Here is a 25,276-nt window from a genome sequence, read left to right as displayed (position 1 = left end):
CCACCTCAGCTCCACCGCATCCGAAGGAGTGTCATGACCCGCACACGTATCCGGCTTGCCCGCCGGACGCTGCTCGGCGTGCCGGCCGTCGTGGTCGCCGCGGTCGCCCTGGCCGCCCGCCCGGCCCAGGCCAAGCCCCGCCCCGCCGAGTGCGCCGCCGATCTGATGGAGGCATCCTGATGGCCACCATCCCGTGGCTCGCCGACGTTCTGCGCGCCGAGGGCATCCCGGTCGTCGAGGAGGGCGACTGGCGCAACCGCATGGTCTCGGGCTCGTTCAACCCCATCGGTGTGCTGTGGCACCACACGGCCGCGTTCTCAAGCCCGAGCAATCCACATCCCGCGCTGAACACCTGCATCTACGGCCGGCCCGACCTCCAGGGTCCGCTCTGCCAGGCGCTGGTCGACTACAACGGCGTCTTCCACATCATCTCCGCCGGCCGGTGCAACCACGCCGGCGCCAGCCGGGGCAGCGGACCGATCCCCGCCGGGGACGGCAACACCCTGCTGGTCGGTTGGGAGATCGACTACGGCGGTGACCAGGCGACCGACCAGCGGATGACGGCCGCGCAGTACAGCAACTCCGTACGGGCGACCGCGGCGGTGTTGCGCCGGCTCGGCCGCGACGCCAGCTACGCGCGGGGGCATCGCGAGACCAGCACCACCGGCAAGATCGACCCGTCCTTCGTCGACCTGGACGCGATGCGGGCCGACGTCGCGCGGCTGCTCGCCGGCGGCGGTCTCGGAACCGGCGTCGCCGGTCCGGCGTACGTCTACGGTGACCAGCAGCACTTCGCTGCCGTCAACACCGGCGGCACGTTGATCAACCTGTCGTGGTCACCGTCGACCGGCATCGTCCGGCCCGACTGGGGTGGCGCGCCACTGGCCGGCAAGACCGTCGGGTACGTGCACGACGGCCTGCAACACGTCTTCGCCCGCGGCACCGACAACACCCTGCGGCACTGGTTCCAGTCCGGCACCAACCCACCCGGCCTGGACAGCTGGAACACCGCCGGCCTCGTGCTGTCCAACCCGACCGGCTTCGCCTACGGCAACCAGCAGCACGTGTTCTTCCGCAACCCCGACGGGAACCTGGAGCACCGCTTCTACGACACGGTGAGTCGCCAGGTCGCCGGCGGCGTCTGGCCCGGCGGCGCGTTCGTCGGCAACCCCTACGCCTTCGTGCACAAGGACCAACAGCACATCTTCGCCCGCACCGCCTCGGGCGCGTTGATCCACTGGTACTGGTGGCCCGGCATCAACCCGTCGGTCGACAACTGGGGTGTCACCTCGGGTGTCGCCTCCGACCCCACCGGCTTCTCCTACAACGGCAACCAACACCACGTCTTCTACCGCAACACCGACGGCAACCTGCAACACCGCTTCTTCGACGACCCCACCGGCACCCTCAACGGCGGCATCTGGGCCGGCGGCGCATTCACCGGCAACCCCCACGCCTTCGTCCACGGCAACCAGCAACACATCTTCGCCCGCCGCGCCAACGGCGACCTCATCCACTGGTACTGGTGGCCCGGCGCCAACCCGGGCAACGACACCTGGGGCGCACTCGGCGTCGTCACCGGAGACCCCGTCGGACTCTCCACCCCCGGCCAACACCACGTCTTCTACCGCACCACCAACGGCACCCTCGAACACCGCTTCATCAACGACACCAACGGCCAACTCGGCATCGACAACTGGGGCGGGAGCATCGCCAACTGACCCCGCAGACGCGGGCCCCTCCCACCGGAGGGGCCCGCTGCGCGTCCTCCGGGGCCCCGACCGGGTGACTGCGAGCCCTACGGCGTCTGGACGGCCGTTACGCCCGGCCGGTCGTCGTCCACCCGGCCGACACCCTCGGACTGGTGCCCACCCCGGCCGGGGAGTGCGGGATCGTCACGCGATCTCGATGAAGTCGATCTCGGCCCAGCGGTTGAGGTGGGTGAGCCGCAGGGTGTTGAAGCCGGTGTTGAGCGTGACGTCTGCGCGGACCTGTCGCCAGTTCTCCCAGCCGGCGTCCGGGTAGGTGACCACCTGGGACGCCCCGCCGTTCACGGTCAGGGTGTGCTGGGCCTCGCCATAGCCCGCGGCGTACGCGATGTGGGCCGTGTAACTGCCGGCCCGTGGCGCGAAGACGGTGACGTCGACCCAGCTGTCGGCGAAGTCGAGGTAGGCCACCACCTGCCCCTGCGAGGCGCTCGCGGTGTTCCGGGCCGCACAGTTGTGCAGCGCCCCACGTTCGGCCTCGTAGCGGACCCGGCTGCCCCGCACGACGGGGTACTCGCCGGCCCAGCCGAGCGCGGCGACGTACATGCCACGGGCGGTGTAATTGTTGATCCAGCCGTGGAAGACGAGGTGGTCGCCGCCGGCCTCGCGGACCACGTCGGCGCCGCCGGGGCCGCGTACCGCGCCGTCGAGGGTGGCGGTGGTCAGCAGCGAACGGTAGGCCTTCGTGTACGGCCCGGCGAGCGCGGTCGAGGTCGCGTAGCTGGTCTGGTAGTTGTCTCCGCCGTATCCGCCAACGGAGTAGAAGAGCACGTAGCGAGCCCCGACCCGGGTGAGCACCGGCGCCTCGATGACGCCGGCCTCCTCCGGCCGGTCGTTGCGCAGCAGTTCCACCCGCGCGCCCTGCAGCGTCACGCCGTCGGCGGCCACCCGTTGCAGCCACAGGCTGGTCGGCTGGCCGATGGCGTTGCCATCGTCCTTGTAGAGCAGGTAGCGCTGCCCGTCGCCGTCGGTGAAGCTGGACGCGTCGATGTCGCCGCCCTCGGCGCCGTTGCAGATCAACGGCCCGGAGCCCACCGCGACGAACGGGCCCAGCGGCGAGCTGGCCACCGCCGCGCCGATGCACTGCCGGCCGACCGCCCGACTCCGGGCGGTGTAGTAGAGCAGGTACCGGCCATCGGCGCGTGCGGACACGTCCGGGGCCCAGGTCAGACCGCCGCTGGCCCAGGCGCCGAGGCTGGGCAGTGCGTCCGCTCGCCGGGTCCACGGCCCGGTCAGCGAGGCCGCGGTGGCGACCGGCACGTTCCCGAAGCCGTTGTTCGTGGAGTAGGCGTAATAGGTGCCGCCCACCTTGATGACGTCGGGGTCGGGGAAATCGCTGGCGATGACCGCCGCCGGGGGCGTGGTCGCGGCGGAGGCGTGCTCCGCGCCGATGACGAACGGGCCGATGACGAGTGCGGCAACCAGGATCGCGAGACCTCGACGCATGACGAAGTCTAACCCGGCCCATCGATGCTCGGGAATATGTCTCGCAAGCGCCGCCTCATGGGCTAACTCAAATATTCCTCAACTTCTACCCGCATCGCGTTGCCAGGAATCGCGACCGGCCTACGGTCAGTCCACTTCGACCGGGACCCGCGACACCCCCTGTCGCACGACTTGGGAGCATCATGGCACCTACTCCGCCGACGGATGCCGAGCTGAACGTTCTGATCCGCGCCCGGCTCGCCGCACTCGGCATCGACCTCGACCAACTTCCGCCGGGGACCAGCCCCGACCCCGAGACCGGCTCGCCCGGCCGGGACTCCGTGCTCGCCTCGTTGCGCTCCTTCGTGCGGGGCACCGTGGCGACGCTCGCCGCATACCAGCTGCCCGCTCCCGACGGCACCGATCCCGACACCGCGAAGGCGCTGTCGCAGCAGCACGCGCCGATCCTCTACCCCTCCAACAGCACGGAATGGCGGAAGGCATGACGTCCGAACCACTCGATCGTACGGTCGACCGCCGGGCGTTTCTGGCCCGCGCCGCGGCGCTGGCCACCGTCTCAGCGGTCGGCGTCAACGTCGGACTGCCCTCGGTCGCGCTGGCGAGCAACGGCCTGCCCACCAGCAGCAAGCCGGGAGCGGCCAGACGTCCGCTGGACCAGCCGAACGCCTACACCAAGCCTCGACCGGAGGCGCTCGCCGATCCGTCCGAGCTGACCATCGCCGAGGCAGCCTGGCTCATCCGCGCGGGCAAACTGACCCCCGAGCACCTGGTCGAGGCGTACCTGGACCGGATCTCCCGGTACGACGGCATCTACCAGGCGTTCAACCGGGTGCTCGCCGACGCGGCCATTGCGGGCGCGAGAGATGTCGGGCGCGGGCAACGACGCGGTGTGCTGCACGGCATCCCGCTGGCCATCAAGGACAACTACTACACCGAAGGGGTCCCCACCACGGCGAACTCCCTTCTGTTCAAGGACTTCGTACCGCCGTACGACGCGACCGCGGTGGCCCGGTTGAAGGCGAGCGGCGCGATCGTGCTCGGCAAGACGCAGATGGGCCCGTTGGCGACCACCCGTGCCACCACACCGGCCGGCGTGATCACCACGGTGAACGCCTGGACGCCGACCGACCCGGGCACCGACCCGGGCGGGTCGTCCACCGGCACCGCCACCGCGGTTGCCGGCCGGATGGCCACCTCTGGCATCGGTACGCAGACCGGTGGCTCGATCACCGCCCCGTCCAACGCGCAGAACCTCACCGGCCTCAAGCCGACCATGGGCCGGGTCTCGGTGGCCGGCATCATTCCGCTCACCTACACGCGCGACCATCCGGGCCCGTTGGCTCGGGATGCCAAGGACGCCGCGATCATGCTGACCGCGATGGCGGGCGAGGACCCCATGGACCCGCGCAGCCAGGGCCTGCCGGACGTACCCAACCTGATCGACGCGGCCAGCCCGGTCTACCAGGGGCGCCGCGTCAAGCTGCGCTGGAAGACCCGGATCGGGGTGCTGCCGGGCTTCGTCAACGGCACCTCGGCCACCGCGCTGGCCCGTGCGGCCTATCTGGCACAGCTCGCCGCGATCCCTGGCGTCACCCTGGTGGACGTGTCGCTGCCGGACGACTGGAGCCAGCTGACCGGTGGCACCTTCAACAACGTCCGGCTGCCCGAGCGGGCCGAGCCGTTCATGCCGTACCTGCGCACCGACCTGCGCGGTTTCGGGGTGTCGGTGACGAGCTGGCTGCAGGGAGCGCTGATGGGTGGCAACGAGTTCATCACCGGTCAGCGGGCCAAGCTGCTGCTGATGGACCGGGTGCTCAACGACCTCTTCGACGACTGCGACGTGGTGGTACAGACCGACCCGGTGCCCTTCGACATCCTGGGCCTGCCGGAGATCGCCTTCCCGATCGGGTCCACCGCCGCAGGGCTGCCGATCGGCACCATCCTGGGCGGTCTTCCGTACGCCGAAGACCGGCTGTTGTCGGTGGTGGCCGCCTACCAGGCGGTGACGGACTGGCATCTGCGGCGGCCGGCCGATCCGCCCGCCGCCGCGGGCGCGCGGGGCGCGGCTCCCGCCGAAGCGCTGCGTCTGACGGCTGAGGAGGTCGCCGAGCTCAGCCAGTGACGTGCGACGGGCGGGCAGCCGATGCCAGAGCAACCTGCTGAGGTCGATCGTGGTGGCCGAGCGCGCTCTTGCGCTCGGCCACCACCCGCGCAGGATGATGACCGTCCCGCATTGGCCGATCAGCGGATCGGGCCGCTGGGTGTGGTGGTTGCCGTCGCGGAGCCCTTCGAGCCCTGTCTCAAAGCACCCGCCCGGTGGCTAACCGAGGCGCAGGACGGTTTCCTCGATTTCGGTGGCTTCTCGCCGGCGGCGAACGTATCAGCGACCGCCGACGCTCCTGGGCCGCCGCGGTTCACGGCCGCAGGCGGTTCACGCCCAGCACGCCGGCATCGACGCGGTGCCGTCCGCCCGAGTACGTTACCGACGAGTCGGTCTGGCGAGGTGGACGGCGGGGAGGCCGTATGGCCGGGAAACACCGTTCGTGGTGGGGCTGGGGGCACGTCGAGGACGCGGTGACCGGTGCGGAGGCCACGGCGTTGGCGGACCGGGTACGTACCCTGCTGCCCGAGGTCGACCTGACCGAGCACGTCGCGCCGCCGGTGGCCGAACTGGGCCTGCGCCCGCCGCGGGTCGATCCACCGACGTCGCTCGCCCGGCTGTGCTCGACGGACCCGGCCGACCGGGCGGCGCACACCCACGGCAAGGCGTTCCGGGACGTCGTCCGCAACCTGCACGGGGAGGTCCACGACCCGCCGGACCTGGTGGTCCGGCCGGTGACCGAGCAGGACGTCGTCGACGTGCTGGACTGGTGCGCGGGCCGGGACATCGCGGTGATCCCCTACGGCGGCGGCTCGTCCGTGGTCGGCGGCGTGGAACCACGGCTCGACGACACGCATCCCGCGGCGGTCAGTCTCGACCTCGGACGCCTCGACCGCGTGCTGGAGGTCGACCCGACCAGCCGGGCGGCCCGCATCCAGGCCGGCGTGTTCGGCCCGGCGCTGGAGGACCAGCTCCGGCGGCACGACCTGACACTGCGGCACTACCCGCAGTCGTTCGAGTTCTCCACCCTGGGCGGCTGGTTGGCCACCCGCGCCGGCGGTCACTACGCCACCGTCCTGACCCACATCGACGACCTGGTGGAGTCGATGCGGGTCGTCACCCCTGCGGGCGTCAGCCAGTCGCGCCGGCTGCCCGGCTCCGGTGCCGGGCCGTCCCCGGACCGGCTGTTCCTCGGCTCGGAGGGCGCGCTCGGCGTCATCACCGAGGCGTGGATGCGCCTGCAGGAGCGGCCACGCTGGCGGGCGGGCGCCTCGGTGCGCTTCACCGACTACGACGAGGCGGTCACCGCCACCCGGGCCATCGCCCAGTCCGGTCTGCACCCGAGCAACTGCCGCCTGCTCGACCCGGCGGAGGCGATGCTCAACGCCGGCGCCGCCACCACCGGCGGCGTGCTCGTCCTCGGATTCGAGTCGGCGGACCATCCGGTCGCACCGTGGCTGGACCGCGCCGTCGAGCTGTGCCGCGACCATGGGGGAACTCTGTCGGAGTCACCTCGCGGCGGCGACTCGTCCGGCCCGGGGCAGCGGACCGTCGCCGACGCGTGGCGGTCGGCGTTCCTGCGGATGCCGTACCAGCGCGACGCGCTCGCCGCCCGGTCGATGATCGTGGAGACGTTCGAGACCGCCTGCACCTGGGACCGATTCCCCGCCCTGCGAGCGGCCGTGCTCGACGCGGCCGGCGACGCGCTCCGCGCCGTCGCCGCGGCCGGCGTGGTCACCTGCCGCTTCACCCACGTCTACCCGGACGGCCCCGCCCCCTACTTCGGTGTCTACGCCACCGGCCGCTGGGGCGCGACCCTCGCCCAGTGGGACCAGATCAAGCAGGCCGTCTCCGACGCGCTGCTCGCCGCCGGCGGCACCATCACCCACCACCACGCCGTCGGACGCGACCACCGACCGTGGTACGACCGGCAGCGTCCGGACCCGGTCGCGCTCGCACTGCGCGCCGCCAAGAGCACGCTCGACCCGTCCTGGATCCTCAACCCGGGCGTCCTCGTCGATCGCTGACACCGTCGGAATTCGCCGTACGGCCTAGGGTGGGCGGCATGGGAAGCCCCGCCCCCTCCCCCGACCTTTCGCCGGCCGAGAATCCGCTGACCCTGCTCACGCTCGACGACCTTCGGCAGCGCACCAGCGTGAAGTGGCGCATGCACCCGCCCGACGTGCTCCCCCTCTGGGTCGCGGAGCTGGACGTACCCCTCGCGCCCCCGGTGGCCGACGCGCTTCGCCGCGCGATCGAGCTCGGTGACACCGGCTACCCGCACGGGACGGCGTACGCCGAAGCGCTTCGCGACTTCGCCGCCCGGCGCTGGGACTGGCACGACTTCCACGTCAGCCACACCGCCGTCGTACCCGACGTGATGATGGGCATTGTCGAGGTGCTGCGGCTCGTGACCGACCCGGCGGACGCGGTGGTGCTCTGCTCCCCCGTCTACCAGCCCTTCTACGCCTTCGTCAGCCATGCCGGCCGGCAGGTGATCGAGGCCCCGCTCGGTGCCGACCTGCGCATGGACCCCGCCGCTCTCGACGAGGCCTTCCGCCGGGCCCGAGCCGCCGGCAGCCGGCCGGCGTTCCTTCTGTGCAATCCACACAACCCGACCGGCGTCGTCCATCGCCGGGACGAGCTCGAGGACGTTGCCGAACTGGCCGCCCGGCACGGCGTGCGGGTGGTCTCCGACGAGATCCACGCACCCCTGGTGCTCCCCGGGGCGCACTTCACCCCGTACCTCACGGTGGCCGGCGCCGAGAACGCGTTCGCCCTGATCTCCGCCTCGAAGGCGTGGAACCTCGCCGGTCTCAAGGCGGCGCTCGTGGTCGCCGGGCCGCGGGCCGTCGCGGACCTCGAGCGGATGCCGGAAGAGGTCAGCCACGGGCCCAGCCACCTCGGCGTCGTCGCGCACACCGCCGCCTTCCGCGCCGGCGGTCCGTGGCTCGATCTCCTCCTCGACGGCCTCGACGCCAACCGCACGCTCCTGGCGACGCTGCTCGCGAAGCACCTCCCGTCCGTGACGTACCACCGCCCTGAGGGCACCTACCTCGCCTGGTTGGACTGCACGGCGCTCGGCGTCGCGACCACACAGCCGGCCGGCGGACCCGGCGTGGCCAGCGATCTCGCGAGGCCCGCGCAGATGTTCCTCGACCGCGCGCGGGTCGCCCTCAGCTCCGGACACGTCTTCGGCACCGGCGGCGCCGGCTTCGTGCGACTCAACTTCGGCACCACGCCCGCGATCCTCACCGAAGCCGTCACCCGCATGGGACAGGCAGTCGACACGCACCACCCGTCGGCCGGCTGAATCCCCATCTGATCGGGCGAGCCGCGGCGCGTGTGGGTGTCGTCGCGCATCAGCCAGCCGCCCCGAGGCAACCTTCTGGGGTGCGGCCACGTGGTAGGGGCGTGACGGACCAAACCAAGCCACTGTCGACGGCGGACGAGTCGTACGTGGCATTCGTTGAAGTGGCCTGGCAGCGCCACATCCGGCTGGCCATGCTGCTGACCGGCGACCGGTGGCGGGCTGAGGAGCTGCTCCAGGACAGCCTCGTCAAGGTGTACGAGCGGTGGCGACGACTGTCACGGCTCGACGACCTGCACGCCTACCTGCGCCGCGCGCTGGTCAACAACCACACGTCCAATTGGCGGCGTCGGCGGCGGGAGAGTCTCGTCGCGGACGTCCCCGACCGGGTCGCCCCGGCGGGCGACCTCGGCCCCGACGCCGTCGTCGTACGCCGCGCGCTGATGTCGCTGCCGGCGAAGCAGCGCGCGGTCGTGGTGCTGCGCCACTACGAGGACCTGACCGAGCGCGAGGTCGCTCGGGTGCTCGGCTGCTCGGTGGGCACGGTCAAGAGCCAGAACGCACGCGCGCTGGACAAGCTCCGCCACCTTCTCGATGAACCCTCCTACACGCTAAGCAGGTGACACGTCATGAACACCCTTGATGAGCAGCTCGCTCACCGGCTGCACGACATCGTCGACGGCGAGCCGGACTCCGTACCCCCGACGGGCGCACTGCTCGAACGCGGCCGGCGGGCCCGGCGGCGCCGGACCACCACGATGGTCAGCGCGACCTGCGCGCTGCTGGCGCTGGGTGCCGCCACGGCGGCGACCGTCGCGACGATGCCGACGCCCGGCCGGAGCGGCGTCACCGCCGAGGGGACGCCGCCGGCCCGGCCGGCCTCGCCGGCGATGGAGCTGGTCTCGGCCGTCACCGCCAGCGAGAACATCAGCTACCGGATGCGGCTGACCAACTCCGGGCCGGACGGGCTGCGGTACGAGGGGGCGTTCGACCCGACGACCGCCACCGGGTACGTCCGGGTGGCCCTGGACGACTCGATCATGACCGAGCTGTTGATCGCCGGCACCCGGTACGAGGGCGGGGAACGACCGCACGGCCCACTGCCGAGCGACAAGGGCCCGGGCGAGACGTACGGCCGGTACGGCCAGCACCCCGGCACGTACGACCGGCTGTCCCTCTACGCCGACGGGAGCAACGTCCTCGGCGCCGCGGCGCCCGACCCGGCGGCGCTGTTCGCGGCACTGAAGAGCGCGAACGCGACCATCACCGAGAACCCGGACGGCACGCTGCACTTCGAGTACGCGACCTCGGCGGAGAAGGGTTCGACCACCACCCGCGGTGACGTCACGCTCGACGGCGATGGTCGGATCGCGAAGGTGGCGATCACCGGCACCTGGCAGACGACCGCGAAGGGCCGGCTCGACAAGGGCACGTTCGCCTCCACGCTCGAACTGTTCGACTACGGCGTCGAGGTGAAGGTGAACCGTCCGACCGACGTCGTCATGGTCAGGTAGGTCTACCGGGGGGACGACCGCGGGCCCGGTCGCCCCGTCCCACTGATGAGCTGCCCGCGGCTGGACAGGCCGCGGGCAGCTCATCAGTCGTTGTCCGGCGGTTCCCGATGCGGCATGATCGCCTGGCTTGTTCGTCACCAGCACTACGGGGGCTAAGAGGATGTTGAGAAAGCAGCACGAGGAGCAGAGCATCGGCCGCCGCCGGTTGCTTCGCCGCGCGGGCGCGGTCGCGGCCGGGATGGCCGGCGCGGGCGTGGCGGGCGCCGCCAGCGCCACTCCGGCGCAGGCCGCCGCGGGCGATCCGGTGATCCAGGGTGTGGACAACGTCGTCGAGACCGCCACCACCCTGCGGAACACCGGTGTTCGGGCGGCGTTACGGCTGGCGAACGACAAGACCTACGGGCCCAATCCAGATGGAAGGGTTTCCGCCGAGCCGGCATTGCAGATCAGGCCGAGCGGGACGACCATCTCCGACCTCGCCGAGGCCGGCTCGATCAGCATGGCCATCGACGGCAACATCTGGGTCGTCACCAAGGGCAACGGCAGCACCCTCAACGAATCGCACATCATCCACACGAGCGCCAACAGCAACCGGATCGTGCCGCTGGTGCCGCAGCGGGTACTCGACACCCGGTACGCCAGCTCTCGAGGGCTGGTCCGCGAGCCTGGCTACCTGGACTCCAGCGGCCGGCTGCTCGCCGGCCGGTCGATCAGCCTCCGGCTCACCGATCACCTGTACTACGCGGACGCGGTCTTCGGGACAGTGACCGTGGTGCAGCCGACTCTCGCCGGCTTCGCCCAGGTCTACCCGTTTGGAATTTCCCGGCCCACCGACTTCTCATCGATCAATTTCGCGCCCAACCAGATCCTCTCCAACGCGTTCGTCTGCGGAGTCGGTAGTGACAATGACAGCAGCCACTACGCCACCGACCTGATCAACGTCTACTCCAGCGTGACCGCGCACGTCATCGTCGACATCACCGCGGCCGTCGTCAGCGCCGGCCGGGTCAACCCCCGGTCCGCGATGCCGGTCCGCGGCATCGACCGCCGCGGAAAGGCCACGTGGGAGAAATGACGCTCGGCGTACCGCCGATCCCCTGACACACCGAGGGTCGAGGCGGCTCGCTTGCGGGCCGCCCTGACCCTCGGCTGGGGGTGACAGTAGGCGTCGCCCACTGCCGCCGATCTGTCGGTGCCTGCCCCGAATCCGGGGAATCCCGGAAGGCTGGGCGGCGGGTTTGGGAATCTCTACTGGTGACGGAGAAGGTCGAGGTACGGGTACACGGCGTGGCCGGCGCCCGTGCCGAGACCATCCTCGACCATCCGGTCGTGGTGCGGGTCGCGGGCGACCGCCGGGCCGGGTTCTACCGGATCCGACCCGGGCTGGAAGGCCGCAAGGACCTCCCCGGAATCACCGTCGAGGCGTACCGCTGGGGTGACCTCACCGGCGGCGCGCCGCTGCTGAAGCTGCTGACCCTGCTCCTGCTTCCGTTCATGTTGTCCAACGTGGCGGTGTGGTTGCGCCCGGCGGGACCAAACCGCCACGGCGTGCTGACGGCCATGTGTCGGCTGCTCGCCGGCACGTTGACCGCGGCGTACGCGCTGTCCATGGTCAGCGTCGCCATGGACCTCGTCGGGTACCAGTGCGCCGCAAGGGCCCACTGCACATCCGACCGACCGCTGCTGTCCTGGCTCGGGTCGCTGCCGCACGGCGTGCGTATCGTGCTGCTGGCGGTGCTGCCGTTCCTCGCGGTTCGACTGATCTGGTGGATCGGTTCCCGGCGGGCGCGCAACATGGGCGACATCCACCAGCCCGTCACGGACGGCAGGGCCGCCGACGGGCTCGCCGACCCGTTGTTCTGGGACGACGACCACCTCGCCGGCCGGCTGCGGTGGATCCACTTCGCCATCGCCACGGCGATCATCGACGCCGGACTGGTCGCCGGCACCATGTCGCCGTCGCCGGACCATGCCGCACTGCTGCTGCTGGGCGCTTGTGGCCTGCTGCTGCTGTCCTGCACGGCACTGTTGATCTGGGGTCGTCTGCACCACCCGGCCACCCGCCGGCTGGTGCGGGCGCTGCGGCTGGCGAGCATCGCGCTGACCGTCCTGACGCTCAGCTACGCGCTCGTGCCGAGAGTCGCTCCGCTGCCGCACGGGAACATGCCCGGCATCGACGGCGCCACGGCCGCGCTGGCGACCAGCCAGGGCCTGCTGTTGCTGGGGCTGGCCGCCCTGACCGTGCGATACCGACGGCGAACCAGGACCGAGACGCCCCCGATCCTGCTCGGCATGGGCACGCCGGCGCTCGCCGCGGCGGCGGTGATCGTCGCCGCCGCGTACTCCGCCACGTTCGTCTACCGCGCGGCCGACCTGCTCGACCGGGCCGCGATCCCCAACCCGGTGCGGGCGCCGCTGCCGGGCGCCCCACCGCTGGAGCCGCCCGCGGCCGACTGGTGGGCCGCCACCGCGGCCATCATCGGCCTGCTGATCGCCGCCGCGGCGATGGCCGCGTCGCTTCTGCTGACCCGGAGGCGCCGGCGGCGCGACGCCGAGCGCATCGTGCGGCGGGACTTTCCCGAGGTGCCGCCCGAGGCCCGGTCCCGGCTGGTGACCGTCGAGCTGGCGATCGCCCGGTCGCAGGCCACCGAGGTGTTCGGTCCGACGCTCATCGCCCTGCTCCTGATCTCCTCGGTGGGGCTGGGCACGATCGTCCTCGACCTGATCGGAACCGGGCCGACCCAGCTCGCGGCCGAGCTCAGCAACGACAAGAGCCAGGCGGCGCGCGTCGCGGCGTATCTGACCGACGCCGGGATCTACCTCATCGGCGCGGTCGTCGTCGGCCTGGTGGTTTTCAGCGTCACGGTCTACCGCAACCCGGACAAGCGGGGGACGTTGGCGGCCCTGTGGGACCTCGGCACGTTCTGGCCCAGGACGATCCACCCGTTCGCGCCGCCCTCGTACGGCAAGCGGGCCGTGCCCGAACTGGCCCGGCGGGTGACCGCGCTGACCCGCCGGACCGGGGTCGTCATCTCCGGGCACAGCCATGGCTCGGTACTCGTCGCCGCCGCCGTGCTCCGGCTCCCACCGGAGGCCCTGGGGCGCGTCGCGTTGCTCACCCACGGCTGCCCGTTGCAGCGTCTCTACGCCCGGGTGTGTCCGGCGTACCTCGGCGAGCACGTCCTGCGCGACCTGGGCGATCGCCTCGACTGGAGGTGGCGCAACCTCTGGCGGGACACCGACAGCGTCGGCGGTCCCGTCTTCCTGGCACACCACCGTGCCGACGACCCCGCCGGCGCCGTCGACATCCGCATCCGCGACCCGCGGGACCTCATTCCCGAGCCGGACGACACCGTGCCGCCGCCCATCGAGGGACACCGGCCGTACCACAACCAGAAGGCGTTCCGGGACGCGTTGCGGGAGCTCGCCGCGCAGCTCGGCTAGCCGTCAGTGGCCTCGGTACAGGGCGTCGATGTCCGCCCCGTAGTGCGCCTGCACCGCCTCGCGCTTGATCTTCAGCGTGGGGGTGAGTTCGCCGGTGGCCTCGGTGAAGTCCCGGGGCAGGATGTCGAAGGTCTTGACCTGTTCCGCGTGCGACACCGTCGCGTTGGCCCGCTCGATGGCGGCCTGGATCTCGCCGCGTAGCTCCGGGCTGCGCCGCAGCTGCCCGACCGACACGGCGGGCAGCTCGTGCGCGGCCCGCCACCGCGGCCACGCCTGCTCGTCGATGGTGACCAGGGCGGCCACGTAGGGGCGGCGGTCGCCGACGAGCATGACCTGACTGACCAGCGGGTGCTCGCGGATCCGCTCCTCGATCTGGGCCGGCGCGAGCGTCTGTCCCGCCGCTGTCACCATCACCTCCTTCTTGCGGCCGGTGATACGCAGGTACCCGTCGTTGTCGACGCTGCCCAGGTCGCCGGTGCGCAGCCAGCCGTCGCTGGTGAACGTCTCCCGGGTGGCCTCGAGGTTGTTCCAGTAGCCCCGGAACACGACCGGCCCACGGGCGAGGATCTCGCCGTCGTCGGCGACCCGGATCTGGACGCCGGCCAGGGGACGGCCGGCGGTGCCGATCCGCATCGCGGAAGGCGTGTTGGTCGTGAGCGCCGGGGAGGTCTCCGTCAGCCCGTACCCTTCCAGCACGGTCAGACCCGCGCCGCGGAAGAAGTGCCCCAGCCGCTCCCCCAGCGGCGCCCCGCCGACGATGGCCATCCGGCAGCGGCCGCCGAAGGCGCCACGCAGCTTCCGGTACACCAGAACCTCGAACACCGCGTGCGCCGGTCGCAGCAGCAGCAGTCCCGGTCTCCGGCGCCGGTCCAGCGCCCGGCTGTAGCCGACCGCCACACGCTCGGCGAGCCCGAACAGCCGTCCCCGGTGCCCGTCGTCGGCCCGCCGCCGAGCTTTGTCGTGCGCCTTCTCCAACATCCGGGGCACGGTGAGGAGGAACGTCGGGCGGTACCTGCGCAGCTGCGCCGGCACCGCGGCCAGGTCGGGGCAGTGCACCATCGTCGCCCGCCGGTACACCATGCCGACCTGGATCAGCCGCGCGAAGGCGTGGGCCAGCGGCAGGAACAACACCGTCGACGCACCCGGGTGCAGCAGTCCCTTCAGCGCCTCGGTGGCAGCGAGGACGTCACAGTGGATGCTGCGGTGCGTCAGCACACAGCCCTTCGGCCGCCCGGTGGTGCCGCTGGTGTAGACGATCGACGCGACGTCCCCGCCGTTGACCGCCCGTCGGCGGCCCTCGACCTCGGCGTCGTCGACGGCGCGGCCCTGCCCGGCCAGCGCGATCAGATCGCCGCCCTCGATCCGCCACACCTGGCGCAGCCCGGGCAGGTCCTGGCGTACGTCGTGCACCATCGCCTCGTGCTCGGCGGTCTCGACCACGCAGCCGACCGCGCCCGAATCGGCAAGGATCCACTGCGTCTGCTCGACGCTCGAGTTGTCGTACACCGGGACGGTGATCGCGCCGATGGACCACAGGGCGTAGTCGATGAGGGTCCACTCGTAGCGGGTGCTGCTCATCAACCCGATCCGGTCGCCCCGAGCCACCCCGGCGGCGACGAATCCGCGCGCGAGGGTCAGCACGTCGTCGCGGAACTGCTGGCAGGTCACCGGCGACGGCCCGTCGCGCAGCGTCCGGGCGGCCGGCCACGATCGAGGGATCGGATCCGGGCGCAGGAACTGCACCACGTCGGGATCCGTCCGCGCGTTGTCCCACACCATGTCCGCCAGGCCCGCCAGTCGCCCTTCGGCGACCGCCGGCTCGACCGACGCATTCCGTACGTTCACGTTTTCCGCTCTCCCGGTGTCGACACGAAGGCCTGGCGGGGGCGGCTCCGCGGTCATCATGGCGCAATCGACGGCCGGGACCGGGGGGAACGGCGAAACAGGCACCTGCTGCGTTGTATGTCCATTTCGTGTTGGTCGTCGTAGGCGGCCCGACCCTGTGCCGTAGCTCCGTCCGTCGTCATTCGGTCTTCACCGACGATTCACGGGACCTGCGCATCCGGCCGGCTAGCGTTGCCTTCGCATGATCAATCGAGCCCGCCGACGGCCGCCCCACCAGGACATGTACGCCGGGGGGTTCGCACGAAGATGAGGGCCGCATGGAGCTAGACCGCAGACAGTTCATCGCCATGGGTGGCGCCGCCGTCGCCGCCGCGGGCCTGCTGCCCGCCACCGCCGCCCAGGCGGACGCGGACGCGGAGCGTAAGCCCGCTGGGCGAGGCGAGCCGGACGGCATGTGGCTGTCGGGTGACACCCACGTCCATGACGATCACTCGTCCGACGGCAGCGCGCCGCGGCAGCTGTCGAACCAGCGGGACCCGGGGAACCTCCCGGTCAGCGACCAGATCAGCTATGCGGAGTCGGTCGGCCTGGCGTTCCTGCCACTGACGGACCACCGCACGTTCGACCAGCACTGGGACCCGCTGTGGCGGTCGGACAAGCTGCTGCTGCTCACCGGCGAGGAGGTGAACGGCTCGCCGCACGCCGTGGTGCTCGGCGCAGTCGACACCGTCGTGGACGGTGCCAACCCGCCCGGCTCGGCCGCCTTCCGGCACGTCCAGCAGTCGATCTGGGACGCGCACGCCCAGGACGCGTTCTGGTCGGTCGCGCACCCCGACGACGGCGAGTACACGCCGGCCGCCGGGCCGAACGCCAACGCGAGCGTCCAGGGCGTTGACGCCGTCGAGCTGTGGAACGCCAGCAGCAACCCCGACGTCGAGATCGAGTACGCCGAGAACCGCTGGAACCACCATTTCCGCTTCGGCGCGGTCGCGGCAAGCGACAGCCACTTCAAGGAGCTGCGCCCGGTCAGCGCCCCCGGCCGACCCACCACCTGGGTCTTCGCCGCCGAGCGCTCGGTCCGGGCGATCCTCGACGCGCTGAAGGCCGGCCGTACTACTTTGTCATTCGGTACGGACGGGCCGTTCGCCACCATCGAGGCCGACGTCGACGGTGACGGTCGGTTCGAGGCGATGGGCGGCGACGAGGTGATCCTGGACGACCAGCGCCTGCCGAAGCGCGCGGCGCTGCGGGTACGGGTCAAGCGCGCCGCCGGAATGAAGGTGCTCGTCTACGCCGCCCCGGGCCGCTCGGCGGGACCGGTCGCCACGTACGTCCCGGAGAGCAACGACCAGACCTACCTGCTTCCGCTCAGGATGACCGGTGACCACACCTGGTACCGGGTCGAGGTCCGGGCCCCGGGCGAGCTGTCCGGACGCGAGGCGGACCAGAACCTGCCCGACCAGTTGCGCGGCGCCACGTCGCCGCTCTTCCTGTCGGCGCGGTCGCCGGCTGTGCCGGCCCCCGAGATCGCGCTACCCGCGCCGGCCGGCATGGACGACCGGGCCGACCTGGTGGTGGGCGAACGCGACGGCTTCGCCGGGTTCGCCGACGTCGCCGTGGAGGGTCGCGTCACCCACGTCGTCGCCGAGGTCCACGAGGACCACCGGGCGTCGGTGGTCTACCGCCGGCTCGACGGGCACCGGAACACGCACGCCGACAAGGCGGTCGTCCTGTCCGGGCACTCCGGCACCGCCCGCGCGCCCCGGGTCGTGGCCGCCGGCGACGACGTGTGGGTGGTCTGGCAGGACGCCCAGGGCCAGGAGCAACCGCACCGTCCGGGCATCTGGTTGCGCCACAGCCGCAACGGCGGCCGAAGCTTCGCGTCCGCGGTGAAGCTGAGCACCGGGCAGGGCCGGGCCGAGCACCCGGCGCTCGCCCTCCTCAACGGCGAACACCCGGTCGTCGCGTGGGCGGAGAACAGCGGCGGGGCATTCGACGTCCAGGTCCAGGTCGTCGGTGTCGATCGGGCGCCGGTGAACGTCTCCGCCGCTGGCAAGGTCATCGTCCCCGGTACGCCCGCCGACGCCCGTTCGCCGATCCACCCGGCCTCGCTCTTCCCGGCGGTCGCGGTGGCCGAGGACCGGCGGATCATCGTGACCTGGCAGGACAACCGGTTCGACCCGGACGCGGGTTGGACCGGCCACACCCCGCCGGCCGGCCGGCCGGCCAGCGGCGGCACCAACCCCGACAACTGGGAGATCCTGGCCGCGGTGCGGCCGGGCGCGAGCGGCGTGTGGGGTGCCCCGGTACGGGTCAGTGCCAACGACGACGCGGCCGACCGACACCCGAGCGTGGCGGTGGACCGGGACGGCGGCTACGTCGTCATCTGGGAGACCAAGGCCCTCTCGGCCGCCGGGGTGAACCTCATGCTGCGCGCGAGCCGGTCCACCGACGGCGTGACGTGGTCGCCGTCGGAGGCGGTCGCGCTCGACCCGAACGCGATGAGCCAACGGCCCCGGCTCGCCGCCGACCGCGACGGAACCGTCCGGGCCGTCTGGTACGACTCCCGATCCGCGGATTGGCGCTGGAAGGTCTACACCTCCCTCCGGACGGCCTCGGGCTGGACCCCTCCGGTCCAGGTGAGCACCCTCGGCAACGGCACCTGGCCGGCTGTCGACAAGGGAGCCGTGGTCTTCACCAGCGACCGGCGTGCGGTGCGTACCCAGCGGGACCGCACTCAGGAGGTCTACCTGGTCGCGCGGGGCTGACGCGGTGAGTGGGGCGGCCCCGCCGGGCCGCCCCAGTCGCGCGCCCCGCTGCGACGGTCGAACGCGGAATCTCGGGCTGGTCGTGGGTGGCATACCGCCGCCGCGGCCCAGGCCCGGTGAGATCCACGCCGGAACAGTGACGGGTCGACTTCCGGGTCTCCGACACCGTCCTGGACCCCGACGCACCGATGTACACCCTCACCACGCTCGTCACCGACGACGGTAAGCCAGGATGTCCAAGCGGCTCGCGCGCCGCCGTGCTCCGTCATCTGCCACGAAGCCGCGTGACCAGCCGCAACGCCAAGGCGGCGGGCTGATCGGTAGCCTGAGCGGGTGCCCCCACAGCTCCCTCATCCCGAGCCCGGCTCACCGGACACGAGGGGGCCGATGTGGTACCTCTGGTGGCTGGTCCGCTGCCAGCCGTGGCGGGTGCTGCGGGGCAGTCTGATCGGTACCGCCTGGATGCTCGGGTTGTCCGTCCGGCCCTACCTCGTAGCCCGCGCCATCGACGACGGGCTGCGTACGCACGACCATCGGGCGCTGTTGTGGTGGGTGGCCGCGATCGTCGTCGCGGGCATGGGCCTGGCCTACCTGGGCATCATGCGGCACCGCACCATGACGTTCGTCCGGGAGGATGCGTCGGCCCGCTCCGCGGCCGTCCTGCTGCGGCACCTGTCCCGGATCGGCGCCGTGCTGCCGCGCAAGCTCGCCGTCGGAGAGGTCGCCACGGTCGGCGGCACGGATGTCACGCACACCTCGGCGGTGCTGACGTTGACCGGACCGGGCGTCGGCGCGGTCCTCGCGTACGCGTTCGTCGCCGTCGTGCTGTGGTCGGTCTCCCCGACTCTCGCGCTGTTCGTGCTGCTCGGCGTACCCGCGGTGGTGCTGGTCGTCGGGCCGCTGCTGCGGCGCCTCGAACGGGTCGAGTCGGTCTACCGGCACCAGCAGGGCATCCTCACCACCCGCGCCGGGGACATCGTGGCCGGGCTGCGCGTACTCGCCGGGGTCGGTGGCCGTGGTCTCTTCGCCCGCCGGTACGCGGCCCGCTCCCAGAATCTGCTGACCGAGGGATACCGGGTCGGCGCCGTGAACAGCTGGATCGAGGCGCTGACGATCGTCATCCCGGGTCTCTTCCTGGCCGCCGTGGTGTGGCTGGCGGCACGGATGGCCGCGGCCGGCGACATCACCATCGGGCAGATGGTCGCCGTGTACGGGTACGTGGCGGTCCTCATCGTGCCGGTCTGGTTCCTGCTGGAGGGCGGCTACCAGCTGATCCGGGGCCGGGTCGCGGCCCGGCGCATCGTCGCCCTGCTCAACCTCGCCCCGGATGACGCCACGTCGCCGTCGCGGGTCGGCGGGACGGATCTCCTGCCCGCGCCGGACCGGTCCGCCGAACTGCACGACCCCGCCACCGGGCTGACGGTGCCCGCCGGTCGGCTGCTCGCCGTCGCCGCCGCCGACCCGGCCGAGGCTGTCGCGCTGGCCGACCGTCTCGGAAGGTTCGTCGGCAGCGACGTGACCTGGGGCGGGGTGCCGCTGGCCGGGATCGCACTCGACGAGGTACGGTCCCGGATCCTCGTCGCCGACCACGACTCCTACCTGTTCGCCGGGACGCTGCGCGAGATGTTGTCCACCCGGGCGGGCATCGGCGACGCCGACATCGGAGCGGCCCTGCGTGCGGCGTCGGCTCAGGACGTCGTGGACGCTCTACCGGACGGGCTCGACACGCCGGTCGGCTCGCGCGCCCGTACCCTCTCCGGCGGCCAGCGACAACGCATACGCCTCGCCCGTGCCCTGCTCGCTGAACCGGACGTGCTGATCCTCATCGACCCGACGTCGGCGGTGGACGCGCACACCGAGGCGCGCATCGCGCAGCGACTGCGCGCGGCACGGGCCGGGCGAACGACGATCGTGCTGGCAACGTCGCCGTTGCTGCTCAGCCGCGCGGACAGCGTCGCGCACCTGCGCGACGGCCGGATCGCGGCCGTCGGCACCCACGTCGAGCTGCTGGAGCAGGACCCGAGCTACCGGGCGCTGGTGTCCCGGGACAGCGATTCCTCCGACGTCGACGGGGCGCTGCGGTGACCGGGCTCCCCGTCGCGGACCGCACCGCGGTCCGCCGCGCCACGCGGGACCTCATCGCCCGGGACCGCCGCGCGGTCGCCGTCGTGTTGCTGCTGCACGGCGCCGCGGCTGTCACCGGGCTCGCCGCGCCGTGGCTGCTGGGCCGGATCGTGGACGAGGTCGCCGCCGGTGCCGGCGCCGGCGCGGTGGACCGCCTGGCGCTCGCGATCGGCGGATGCGTGCTCGCCCAGGGACTGCTCACCAGGTACGCCCAGTACGCCGGCCACCGGTTCGGCGAGCGCGCCGTCGCCCGGCTACGCGAGGACTTCGTCTCGCGGGCGCTCGACCTGCCCATCTCCGTTGTCGAGCGCGCCGGCACCGGCGACCTCGCCACCCGCAGCTCCGTGGACGTGGCAACCGTCGGCACCACCGTCCGGGACGTGGTGCCTGTCATCGTCATCGCCTCGGCACAACTGTCGCTCCTGTTCGGCGCGATCTTCCTGCTGCACCCGTTGCTCGGCCTGGTCGCCCTGACCGGACTACCGTCGATCTTCGCGGTCACCCGCTGGTATCTGCGTCGCGCCAGGCCGGCGTACCTGGCCGAGGGGGCCGCGACCGCCGAGCTGACCGAGGCGCTGACCACGACCGCGGAGGGCGCCCGCACCGTCGAGGCGCTCCGCCTCGGTGCCGACCGCATCGCGTACGGCACACAGCGCATCGGCCGGGTGTGGGCCACCCGCCGGGCAACGCTGGCCCTGCGGTCCGTGTTCTTCCCGGTGGTGGAGGCGAGCTACGCGCTTCCGATCGCCGCGGTGCTGCTCATCGGCGGATTCTTCCTGACCAACGGGATGGTGACGCTCGGCGAGGTGGTCGCCGCCGCGCTCTATCTCCAGCAGGCGATCGAGCCTCTGGACCGGCTGCTGCAGTGGATGGAGCAGGCACAACGTGGCCTCGCGTCGTTCGCCCGCGTGCTGGGCGTCGGAAGGAAGACCGGACCGGAGGACGGCTCCCGCTCCGTCACGCCCGCCGCTACCCCCGCCGGGATTCCAGAAGCGCGCAATGCGGCGTCCGCGCCGTCCGGGCAGCGACTCGTGGTGCGCGGTGTGCGGTTCTCGTACGCCGACGGCCACGACGTGCTGCACGGAATCGACCTCGAGGTGCACCCCGGCGAACGTCTGGCCATCGTGGGCCCTTCGGGCGCCGGGAAGTCGACCCTCGCCCGGCTGCTCGCCGGAATCGACGCGCCGCGCGAGGGTGTGGTGAGCCTTGGCGGCCACCCGGTCACCGACCTGAGCCCGGCCGAGCGGCGCCGTCGCATCGCCCTCGTCACCCAGGAGCACCACGTCTTCATCGGCTCGCTGCGCGACAACCTCGCCTTCGCCGCGCCTGACGCGTCCGACGCACAGATGCACTCCGCACTGATCGCCGTCGGGGCCGACTGGTACGCCGACCTGGCCGACGGCCTCGACACGCAACTCGGGGACGGCGCCCGCGAACTCGCCGCCGCCGACGCCCAGCAACTCGCGCTGGCCCGGCTCGTACTCGCCGACCCGCACACGCTGATCCTCGACGAGGCGACCGCCGCGCTCGATCCGACAACCGCCCGGCGCACCGAGCGAGCACTCGCCGCCGTCATCACCGGGCGCACCGTCATCGCCATCGCGCACCGTCTGAACACCGCTCACGACGCCGATCGGGTGGCAGTGCTCGAGGACGGCCGGATCACCGAACTCGGCAGCCACGACGACCTCGCTCGCGCCGACGGCGCCTATGCCGCCCTGTGGCACTCCTGGCACGGCTACCCGAAGGGTGATTGATGGCGGGCCCCGTTCCCGCGGTCAGCGCCGGTCGAGTTCCGACTCCATCCGCCCTATCAGGGTCTTGCGGGCCTTGCCGTCACGCTCGCGCCGCAGCGCCGCCTTGAGCTGGCGGGTGTCGAGACCACGGACGAGCTTGATCGCCTCAGCGACCGGCAGGCCCGACATCTGCTCGGCCGACGAGGCGTCCTTACGTGCCTGCTTGGCCGCGCCCGTATTGGAGACGTACTGCTTGCCGGTCCGGGACGCCCGTCGCTTCTTGGCGTCGTCGGAGCGCCGTTGCTCCTCGGAGAGTTCCTGCCACGCCTGCTTGGGCAGGTACCGGCTCGTCTCACCGTCGCGGCGGGCCCGGGTGGACCCCTCCTTGGTCTGCCACTTCTCGGCGCCCCACCGCTGCAGCGATTTCTGCCGCTCGTCCCTCGGCCCCTGGTAGCCCCCGCCGCGCTTCTCGTACTCCTTGGTGAGCAACTGCGACTTGCGCGCTGACCACTGCCCCTGCCGCCCGCCCTTGTCGGAGGCCTTTATCTCCTCTTTGATCTGCTGCCTGAGCTCCGGATTCGTGTACTGCGCCATTGCCTGGCGTTACCCGACCCGAAGCGTCGTGAACATTGCGCAGAACGGCCGACTCCGCGCCTGTCGGGCGTGGTTTCTTCTGCGGATGCACGCGATTTGGGCAGCCGATCCTCTTCGTCCGGATTGAGAGGTTGAAACAGCCGATGCGGCCTAGCCCCGCCAGGCTTCGACGGCGCGGACGGCCTCGCGCACCGCGCGGTCCATGACATCGGGGCTGCCGCTGGTGCCCTCCCAGCCCCGGTCGTCGAGGACGGTCGCCACCGCGTCGACGCGGATCACCGCGATCTGGCCGCTCGCGTCGCCGCCGGTGCGCTCCCCGTTCAGGCTCGTCTGCGGCCAGGTGCGGGTCAGCAGGATCGCCTCGTCGCCGACGCCGGGCAGTGGCCGGCTCTCGACGGTGACGGTGTATCCCGCCTCGGCGTAGGTCGGACACGCCTCCACGGCGTCGCGAACCCGTCGCAGGTAGTCCGCGGCGCCCGTGCCGTCGAACGTGAAGATCGTCTGGTGGAGCATGCCCTGCGGGACGTTACTGGCGGGATCGCCGGGCCGCTTGTAGGTGACGGTCATGGAGGCGCTCGCACTCACCTGTCGGCCGCCCGTACCGAATTCGTTGCCACACAGCTTCGGCAGGGCCTGCTCGGTGGGCGTCGACCTTCGGGGCAGCTTCCGCATGTCCGCTGGCAGCTCGATGAAGGCGGATGTGGGGATGACGACCTGCCCGTCCGCGGTGGGTGACGGGCTGCCGGCCGGGCTCGACGATGCCGTTGCGGTCGGCGCCGCGGTGAGTGACGGAGCTGGATCCGCCGCATCCTCGCCGGCGCCGCACCCGGCGGGAAGCATCAGGGTGATGGCCAACGGCAGCACGCGCGCTCGCCGGACGAGGGTCTTCGGGCACGCCGCGTGATCGTTCATCGTCACCTCTCGTCTCTGCCGGCACTCCGGATGATTCCCGGCCGAGAACCGGCCGAAACGGCTGGCGCGGCGAGGCGCTGTCCGCTCCCCCGCTGAACGAGTGCCGCGGGCAGCACGTCACGGCCTGCAGTGAGGGGGAGGACATCGTGCAGTTGCCATGGCTTGTGCGGACGACCGACCGCCCCTGCCGGTGACCCCGCGGCATTCGACCACGGCACGACGATCACCGCGGTTAACCTCGCCTCGTCGGCGACGCGACGGTGGGAGGCAGCGTGGTGGCGACGCTCGCGCGGACGGCGGGTGGCGGGTCCGCAGCGCCGCCCACGCTCACGGAGCCATCCGCCCGCGCCGCAGCCGACGGGTAACGGCCGGCGATGCGACCCGGACCGGGCGGCAAGGGGGTGACCTGGGAAGAACTCTTCTTCGACCTCGCGTTCGTCTTCGCGCTCACCCAGTTCTCCCACCTGCTGCACGAGGACCACAGCTGGGGTGGGATCGGCCTGACGTTGATCCTGTTCGTGCCGGTCTACTGGGCCTGGGGCGGCGTGACGCTCTACACCAACCAGCGCGACGTCAATCCGGTGCTGGACCGCGTCGGGATCTTCGCGCTCGGGCTCTGCAGCCTGCTGATGGCTTTGACGATCCCTCGGGCCTATCACGAGCACGGCCTGCTCTTCGTTGCCATCTACCTCGCCGGCCGGGTGCTGCTGGCCGGACTCGCCCTGCGCAAGCGCCCGGTCTGGCGGGTCCTCTTCGTCGGTCCGTACGGCGTCTTCCTGCTCACCGGGCCACTGTTGCTGGCGGGCGCCCTCATGCAGGGAACCGCCCGGATCGCGCTGTGGGCCGCTGCCGCCACCATCGACCTGCTGAGCCCGTGGGTGGCGCGTCACCTCGTCGCGCAGAGCCGGGTGCAGCCGGTGCACTTCACGCACCGCTACGGACTACTGATCATCCTCGTGTTCGGCGAGTCCGTGATCCAGGTCGGGGCGGTGGCCGTCGACGGCCAACTGACCTTCGCCCGGCTCACCGCCATCGGTGCCGCCTACGTCCTGGTGGGCGCGCTCTGGTGGGCGTACTTCGGCTACGGCCTGTCCGACTTCCGGCGAGCCCTGGAACAGGCCCAGGACCAGCCGGACGTGCGGCGCGCTGTCCTCGTCTACGGCCACCTGTCCTTCAGCTTCGGGATCATCACCCTCGCCGTCGGGCTGGCCGACGCGGTGCCCGCTCCGCTGCACGCACTGCCACCCCGCGAGGCGATGCTGCTCTACGGCGGCTGCGCGTTGTTCCTGTTCACCTTCGCCTACACCCACTGGCGGATCCACCACCGGATCTCCTGGCGTCGCGGTGGCGCGGGCGCCGCCTGCCTGATCCTGTTTCCGCTGGCCACGCTGATGCCGGCCCTCGCCGCGGTCGTGTGCCTCATCCTGGTGATCGCCGTGATGGTCGCGGCCGAGGAGCTGGCCATCCGACGCCAGGACGGCGATGCGCCCCGCGACTCGGCCGAGATCAGGCCCGAGGATCGGACGGACCAGGGACCAGAGCCCGCGCCGGAGAGCTGAGCCAGCGCTGCTCTATGCCCACTGCCCCTCGCGCCGGCGACGCGCGTGCCTGCCTGCGCCGCCGCTGGCTCACCGCGGCGCCCGGGCAGGGCCGGCCGCGACGCCCACCGCCGGGCCCGAAGGCTCCGAGGCGGGCCGATCCGTCGGGGCCGCTGGG

The 25,276-nt window shown here is 71.9% G+C and carries 18 protein-coding genes; 14 read left to right on the top strand and 4 right to left on the bottom strand.

The genetic code is table 11. The features are described from left to right. Nucleotides 1-33 precede the first annotated feature (33 nt). Together ACIP9D_RS20665 and ACIP9D_RS20660 are read left to right on the top strand one after the other, a co-directional pair. A complete protein-coding gene (locus tag ACIP9D_RS20665) occupies nt 34-180 on the top strand; it encodes a hypothetical protein (protein ID WP_350875894.1) in 147 nt (48 codons plus the stop codon). Then, a complete protein-coding gene (locus tag ACIP9D_RS20660) occupies nt 180-1,721 on the top strand; it encodes an N-acetylmuramoyl-L-alanine amidase (protein WP_350875896.1) in 1,542 nt (513 codons plus the stop codon). Before ACIP9D_RS20665 ends, ACIP9D_RS20660 begins: the two co-directional genes overlap by 1 nt. Nucleotides 1,722-1,895: 174 nt before the next feature. Here the strand turns inward: ACIP9D_RS20660 and ACIP9D_RS20655 are convergent, their stop codons facing one another. After that, complete coding sequence (locus ACIP9D_RS20655) at nt 1,896-3,212, bottom strand: family 43 glycosylhydrolase (RefSeq protein ID WP_350875899.1); 1,317 nt, start codon at nt 3,210-3,212, stop codon at nt 1,896-1,898. A gap of 182 nt (nt 3,213-3,394) precedes the next feature. Here ACIP9D_RS20655 and ACIP9D_RS20650 point away from each other — a divergent pair, with 182 nt between their 5' ends. The 8 genes from ACIP9D_RS20650 to ACIP9D_RS20615 all read left to right on the top strand — a co-directional run bounded on the left by ACIP9D_RS20650 (nt 3,395) and on the right by ACIP9D_RS20615 (nt 13,581). Then, on the top strand, nt 3,395-3,697 hold the full coding sequence (locus ACIP9D_RS20650; RefSeq protein WP_350875901.1) for a hypothetical protein: 303 nt from the start codon (nt 3,395-3,397) through the stop codon (nt 3,695-3,697). Beyond that, nucleotides 3,694-5,334 (top strand): amidase, encoded by a 1,641-nt coding sequence (locus tag ACIP9D_RS20645; RefSeq protein WP_350875903.1) that lies wholly within the window; start codon nt 3,694-3,696, stop codon nt 5,332-5,334. Before ACIP9D_RS20650 ends, ACIP9D_RS20645 begins: the two co-directional genes overlap by 4 nt. 401 nt (nt 5,335-5,735) lie before the next feature. After that, nucleotides 5,736-7,340, top strand: a complete 1,605-nt coding sequence (locus tag ACIP9D_RS20640; RefSeq protein WP_350875905.1) for an FAD-binding oxidoreductase — start codon at nt 5,736-5,738, stop codon at nt 7,338-7,340. A 38-nt stretch (nt 7,341-7,378) separates the two neighbouring features. Continuing rightward, entirely contained in the window at nt 7,379-8,626 is a 1,248-nt protein-coding gene (locus tag ACIP9D_RS20635) for a MalY/PatB family protein (RefSeq protein WP_350875907.1), read from the top strand. 101 nt (nt 8,627-8,727) lie between these two features. Then, nucleotides 8,728-9,246, top strand: coding sequence for a SigE family RNA polymerase sigma factor (locus ACIP9D_RS20630; protein WP_350875909.1), 519 nt, complete (start codon nt 8,728-8,730; stop codon nt 9,244-9,246). Between the two features lie 6 nt (nt 9,247-9,252). Continuing rightward, nucleotides 9,253-10,137 carry a hypothetical protein gene (locus ACIP9D_RS20625; protein WP_350875911.1) on the top strand — a complete coding sequence of 295 codons (885 nt, stop codon included), beginning with the start codon at nt 9,253-9,255 and terminating at the stop codon, nt 10,135-10,137. Nucleotides 10,138-10,297: 160 nt separating this feature from the next. Continuing rightward, complete coding sequence (locus ACIP9D_RS20620; RefSeq protein WP_350875913.1) at nt 10,298-11,212, top strand: hypothetical protein; 915 nt, start codon at nt 10,298-10,300, stop codon at nt 11,210-11,212. A gap of 179 nt (nt 11,213-11,391) precedes the next feature. Next, nucleotides 11,392-13,581, top strand: coding sequence for a hypothetical protein (locus ACIP9D_RS20615; RefSeq protein WP_350875915.1), 2,190 nt, complete (start codon nt 11,392-11,394; stop codon nt 13,579-13,581). A 3-nt stretch (nt 13,582-13,584) separates the two neighbouring features. On the opposite strand, the gene ACIP9D_RS20610 is transcribed toward ACIP9D_RS20615, so the two are convergent. Beyond that, nucleotides 13,585-15,360 carry a long-chain fatty acid--CoA ligase gene (locus ACIP9D_RS20610; protein ID WP_350876136.1) on the bottom strand — a complete coding sequence of 592 codons (1,776 nt, stop codon included), beginning with the start codon at nt 15,358-15,360 and terminating at the stop codon, nt 13,585-13,587. A 383-nt stretch (nt 15,361-15,743) separates the two neighbouring features. Here ACIP9D_RS20610 and ACIP9D_RS20605 point away from each other — a divergent pair, with 383 nt between their 5' ends. The 3 genes from ACIP9D_RS20605 (at nt 15,744) to ACIP9D_RS20595 (ending at nt 22,075) form a co-directional block, all read left to right on the top strand. After that, complete coding sequence (locus ACIP9D_RS20605) at nt 15,744-18,194, top strand: CehA/McbA family metallohydrolase (protein ID WP_350875917.1); 2,451 nt, start codon at nt 15,744-15,746, stop codon at nt 18,192-18,194. A gap of 387 nt (nt 18,195-18,581) precedes the next feature. Then, the gene (locus ACIP9D_RS20600) at nt 18,582-20,279 is read left to right on the top strand and encodes an ABC transporter ATP-binding protein (RefSeq protein WP_350875919.1); all 1,698 of its coding nucleotides are present in this window, start codon (nt 18,582-18,584) and stop codon (nt 20,277-20,279) included. Beyond that, entirely contained in the window at nt 20,276-22,075 is a 1,800-nt protein-coding gene (locus tag ACIP9D_RS20595; protein ID WP_350875921.1) for an ABC transporter ATP-binding protein, read from the top strand. Before ACIP9D_RS20600 ends, ACIP9D_RS20595 begins: the two co-directional genes overlap by 4 nt. A 21-nt stretch (nt 22,076-22,096) precedes the next feature. Here the strand turns inward: ACIP9D_RS20595 and ACIP9D_RS20590 are convergent, their stop codons facing one another. Beyond that, nucleotides 22,097-22,648 (bottom strand): DUF5872 domain-containing protein, encoded by a 552-nt coding sequence (locus ACIP9D_RS20590; RefSeq protein ID WP_350875923.1) that lies wholly within the window; start codon nt 22,646-22,648, stop codon nt 22,097-22,099. Between the two features lie 150 nt (nt 22,649-22,798). Beyond that, nucleotides 22,799-23,503, bottom strand: a complete 705-nt coding sequence (locus ACIP9D_RS20585) for a hypothetical protein (protein ID WP_350875925.1) — start codon at nt 23,501-23,503, stop codon at nt 22,799-22,801. Nucleotides 23,504-23,934: 431 nt separating this feature from the next. Between ACIP9D_RS20585 and ACIP9D_RS20580 the strand changes: the two genes are divergently transcribed. Further along, nucleotides 23,935-25,119 carry a low temperature requirement protein A gene (locus ACIP9D_RS20580; protein ID WP_350875927.1) on the top strand — a complete coding sequence of 395 codons (1,185 nt, stop codon included), beginning with the start codon at nt 23,935-23,937 and terminating at the stop codon, nt 25,117-25,119. Nucleotides 25,120-25,276: the final 157 nt, after the last annotated feature.

The organism is Micromonospora sp. NPDC093243 (genome assembly GCF_044753725.1).
In the GTDB taxonomy this organism is placed as follows: domain Bacteria; phylum Actinomycetota; class Actinomycetes; order Mycobacteriales; family Micromonosporaceae; genus Micromonospora.
Note: the sequence above shows the minus strand (reverse complement) of the source record. Positions and strands in the feature narration are given on the sequence as shown.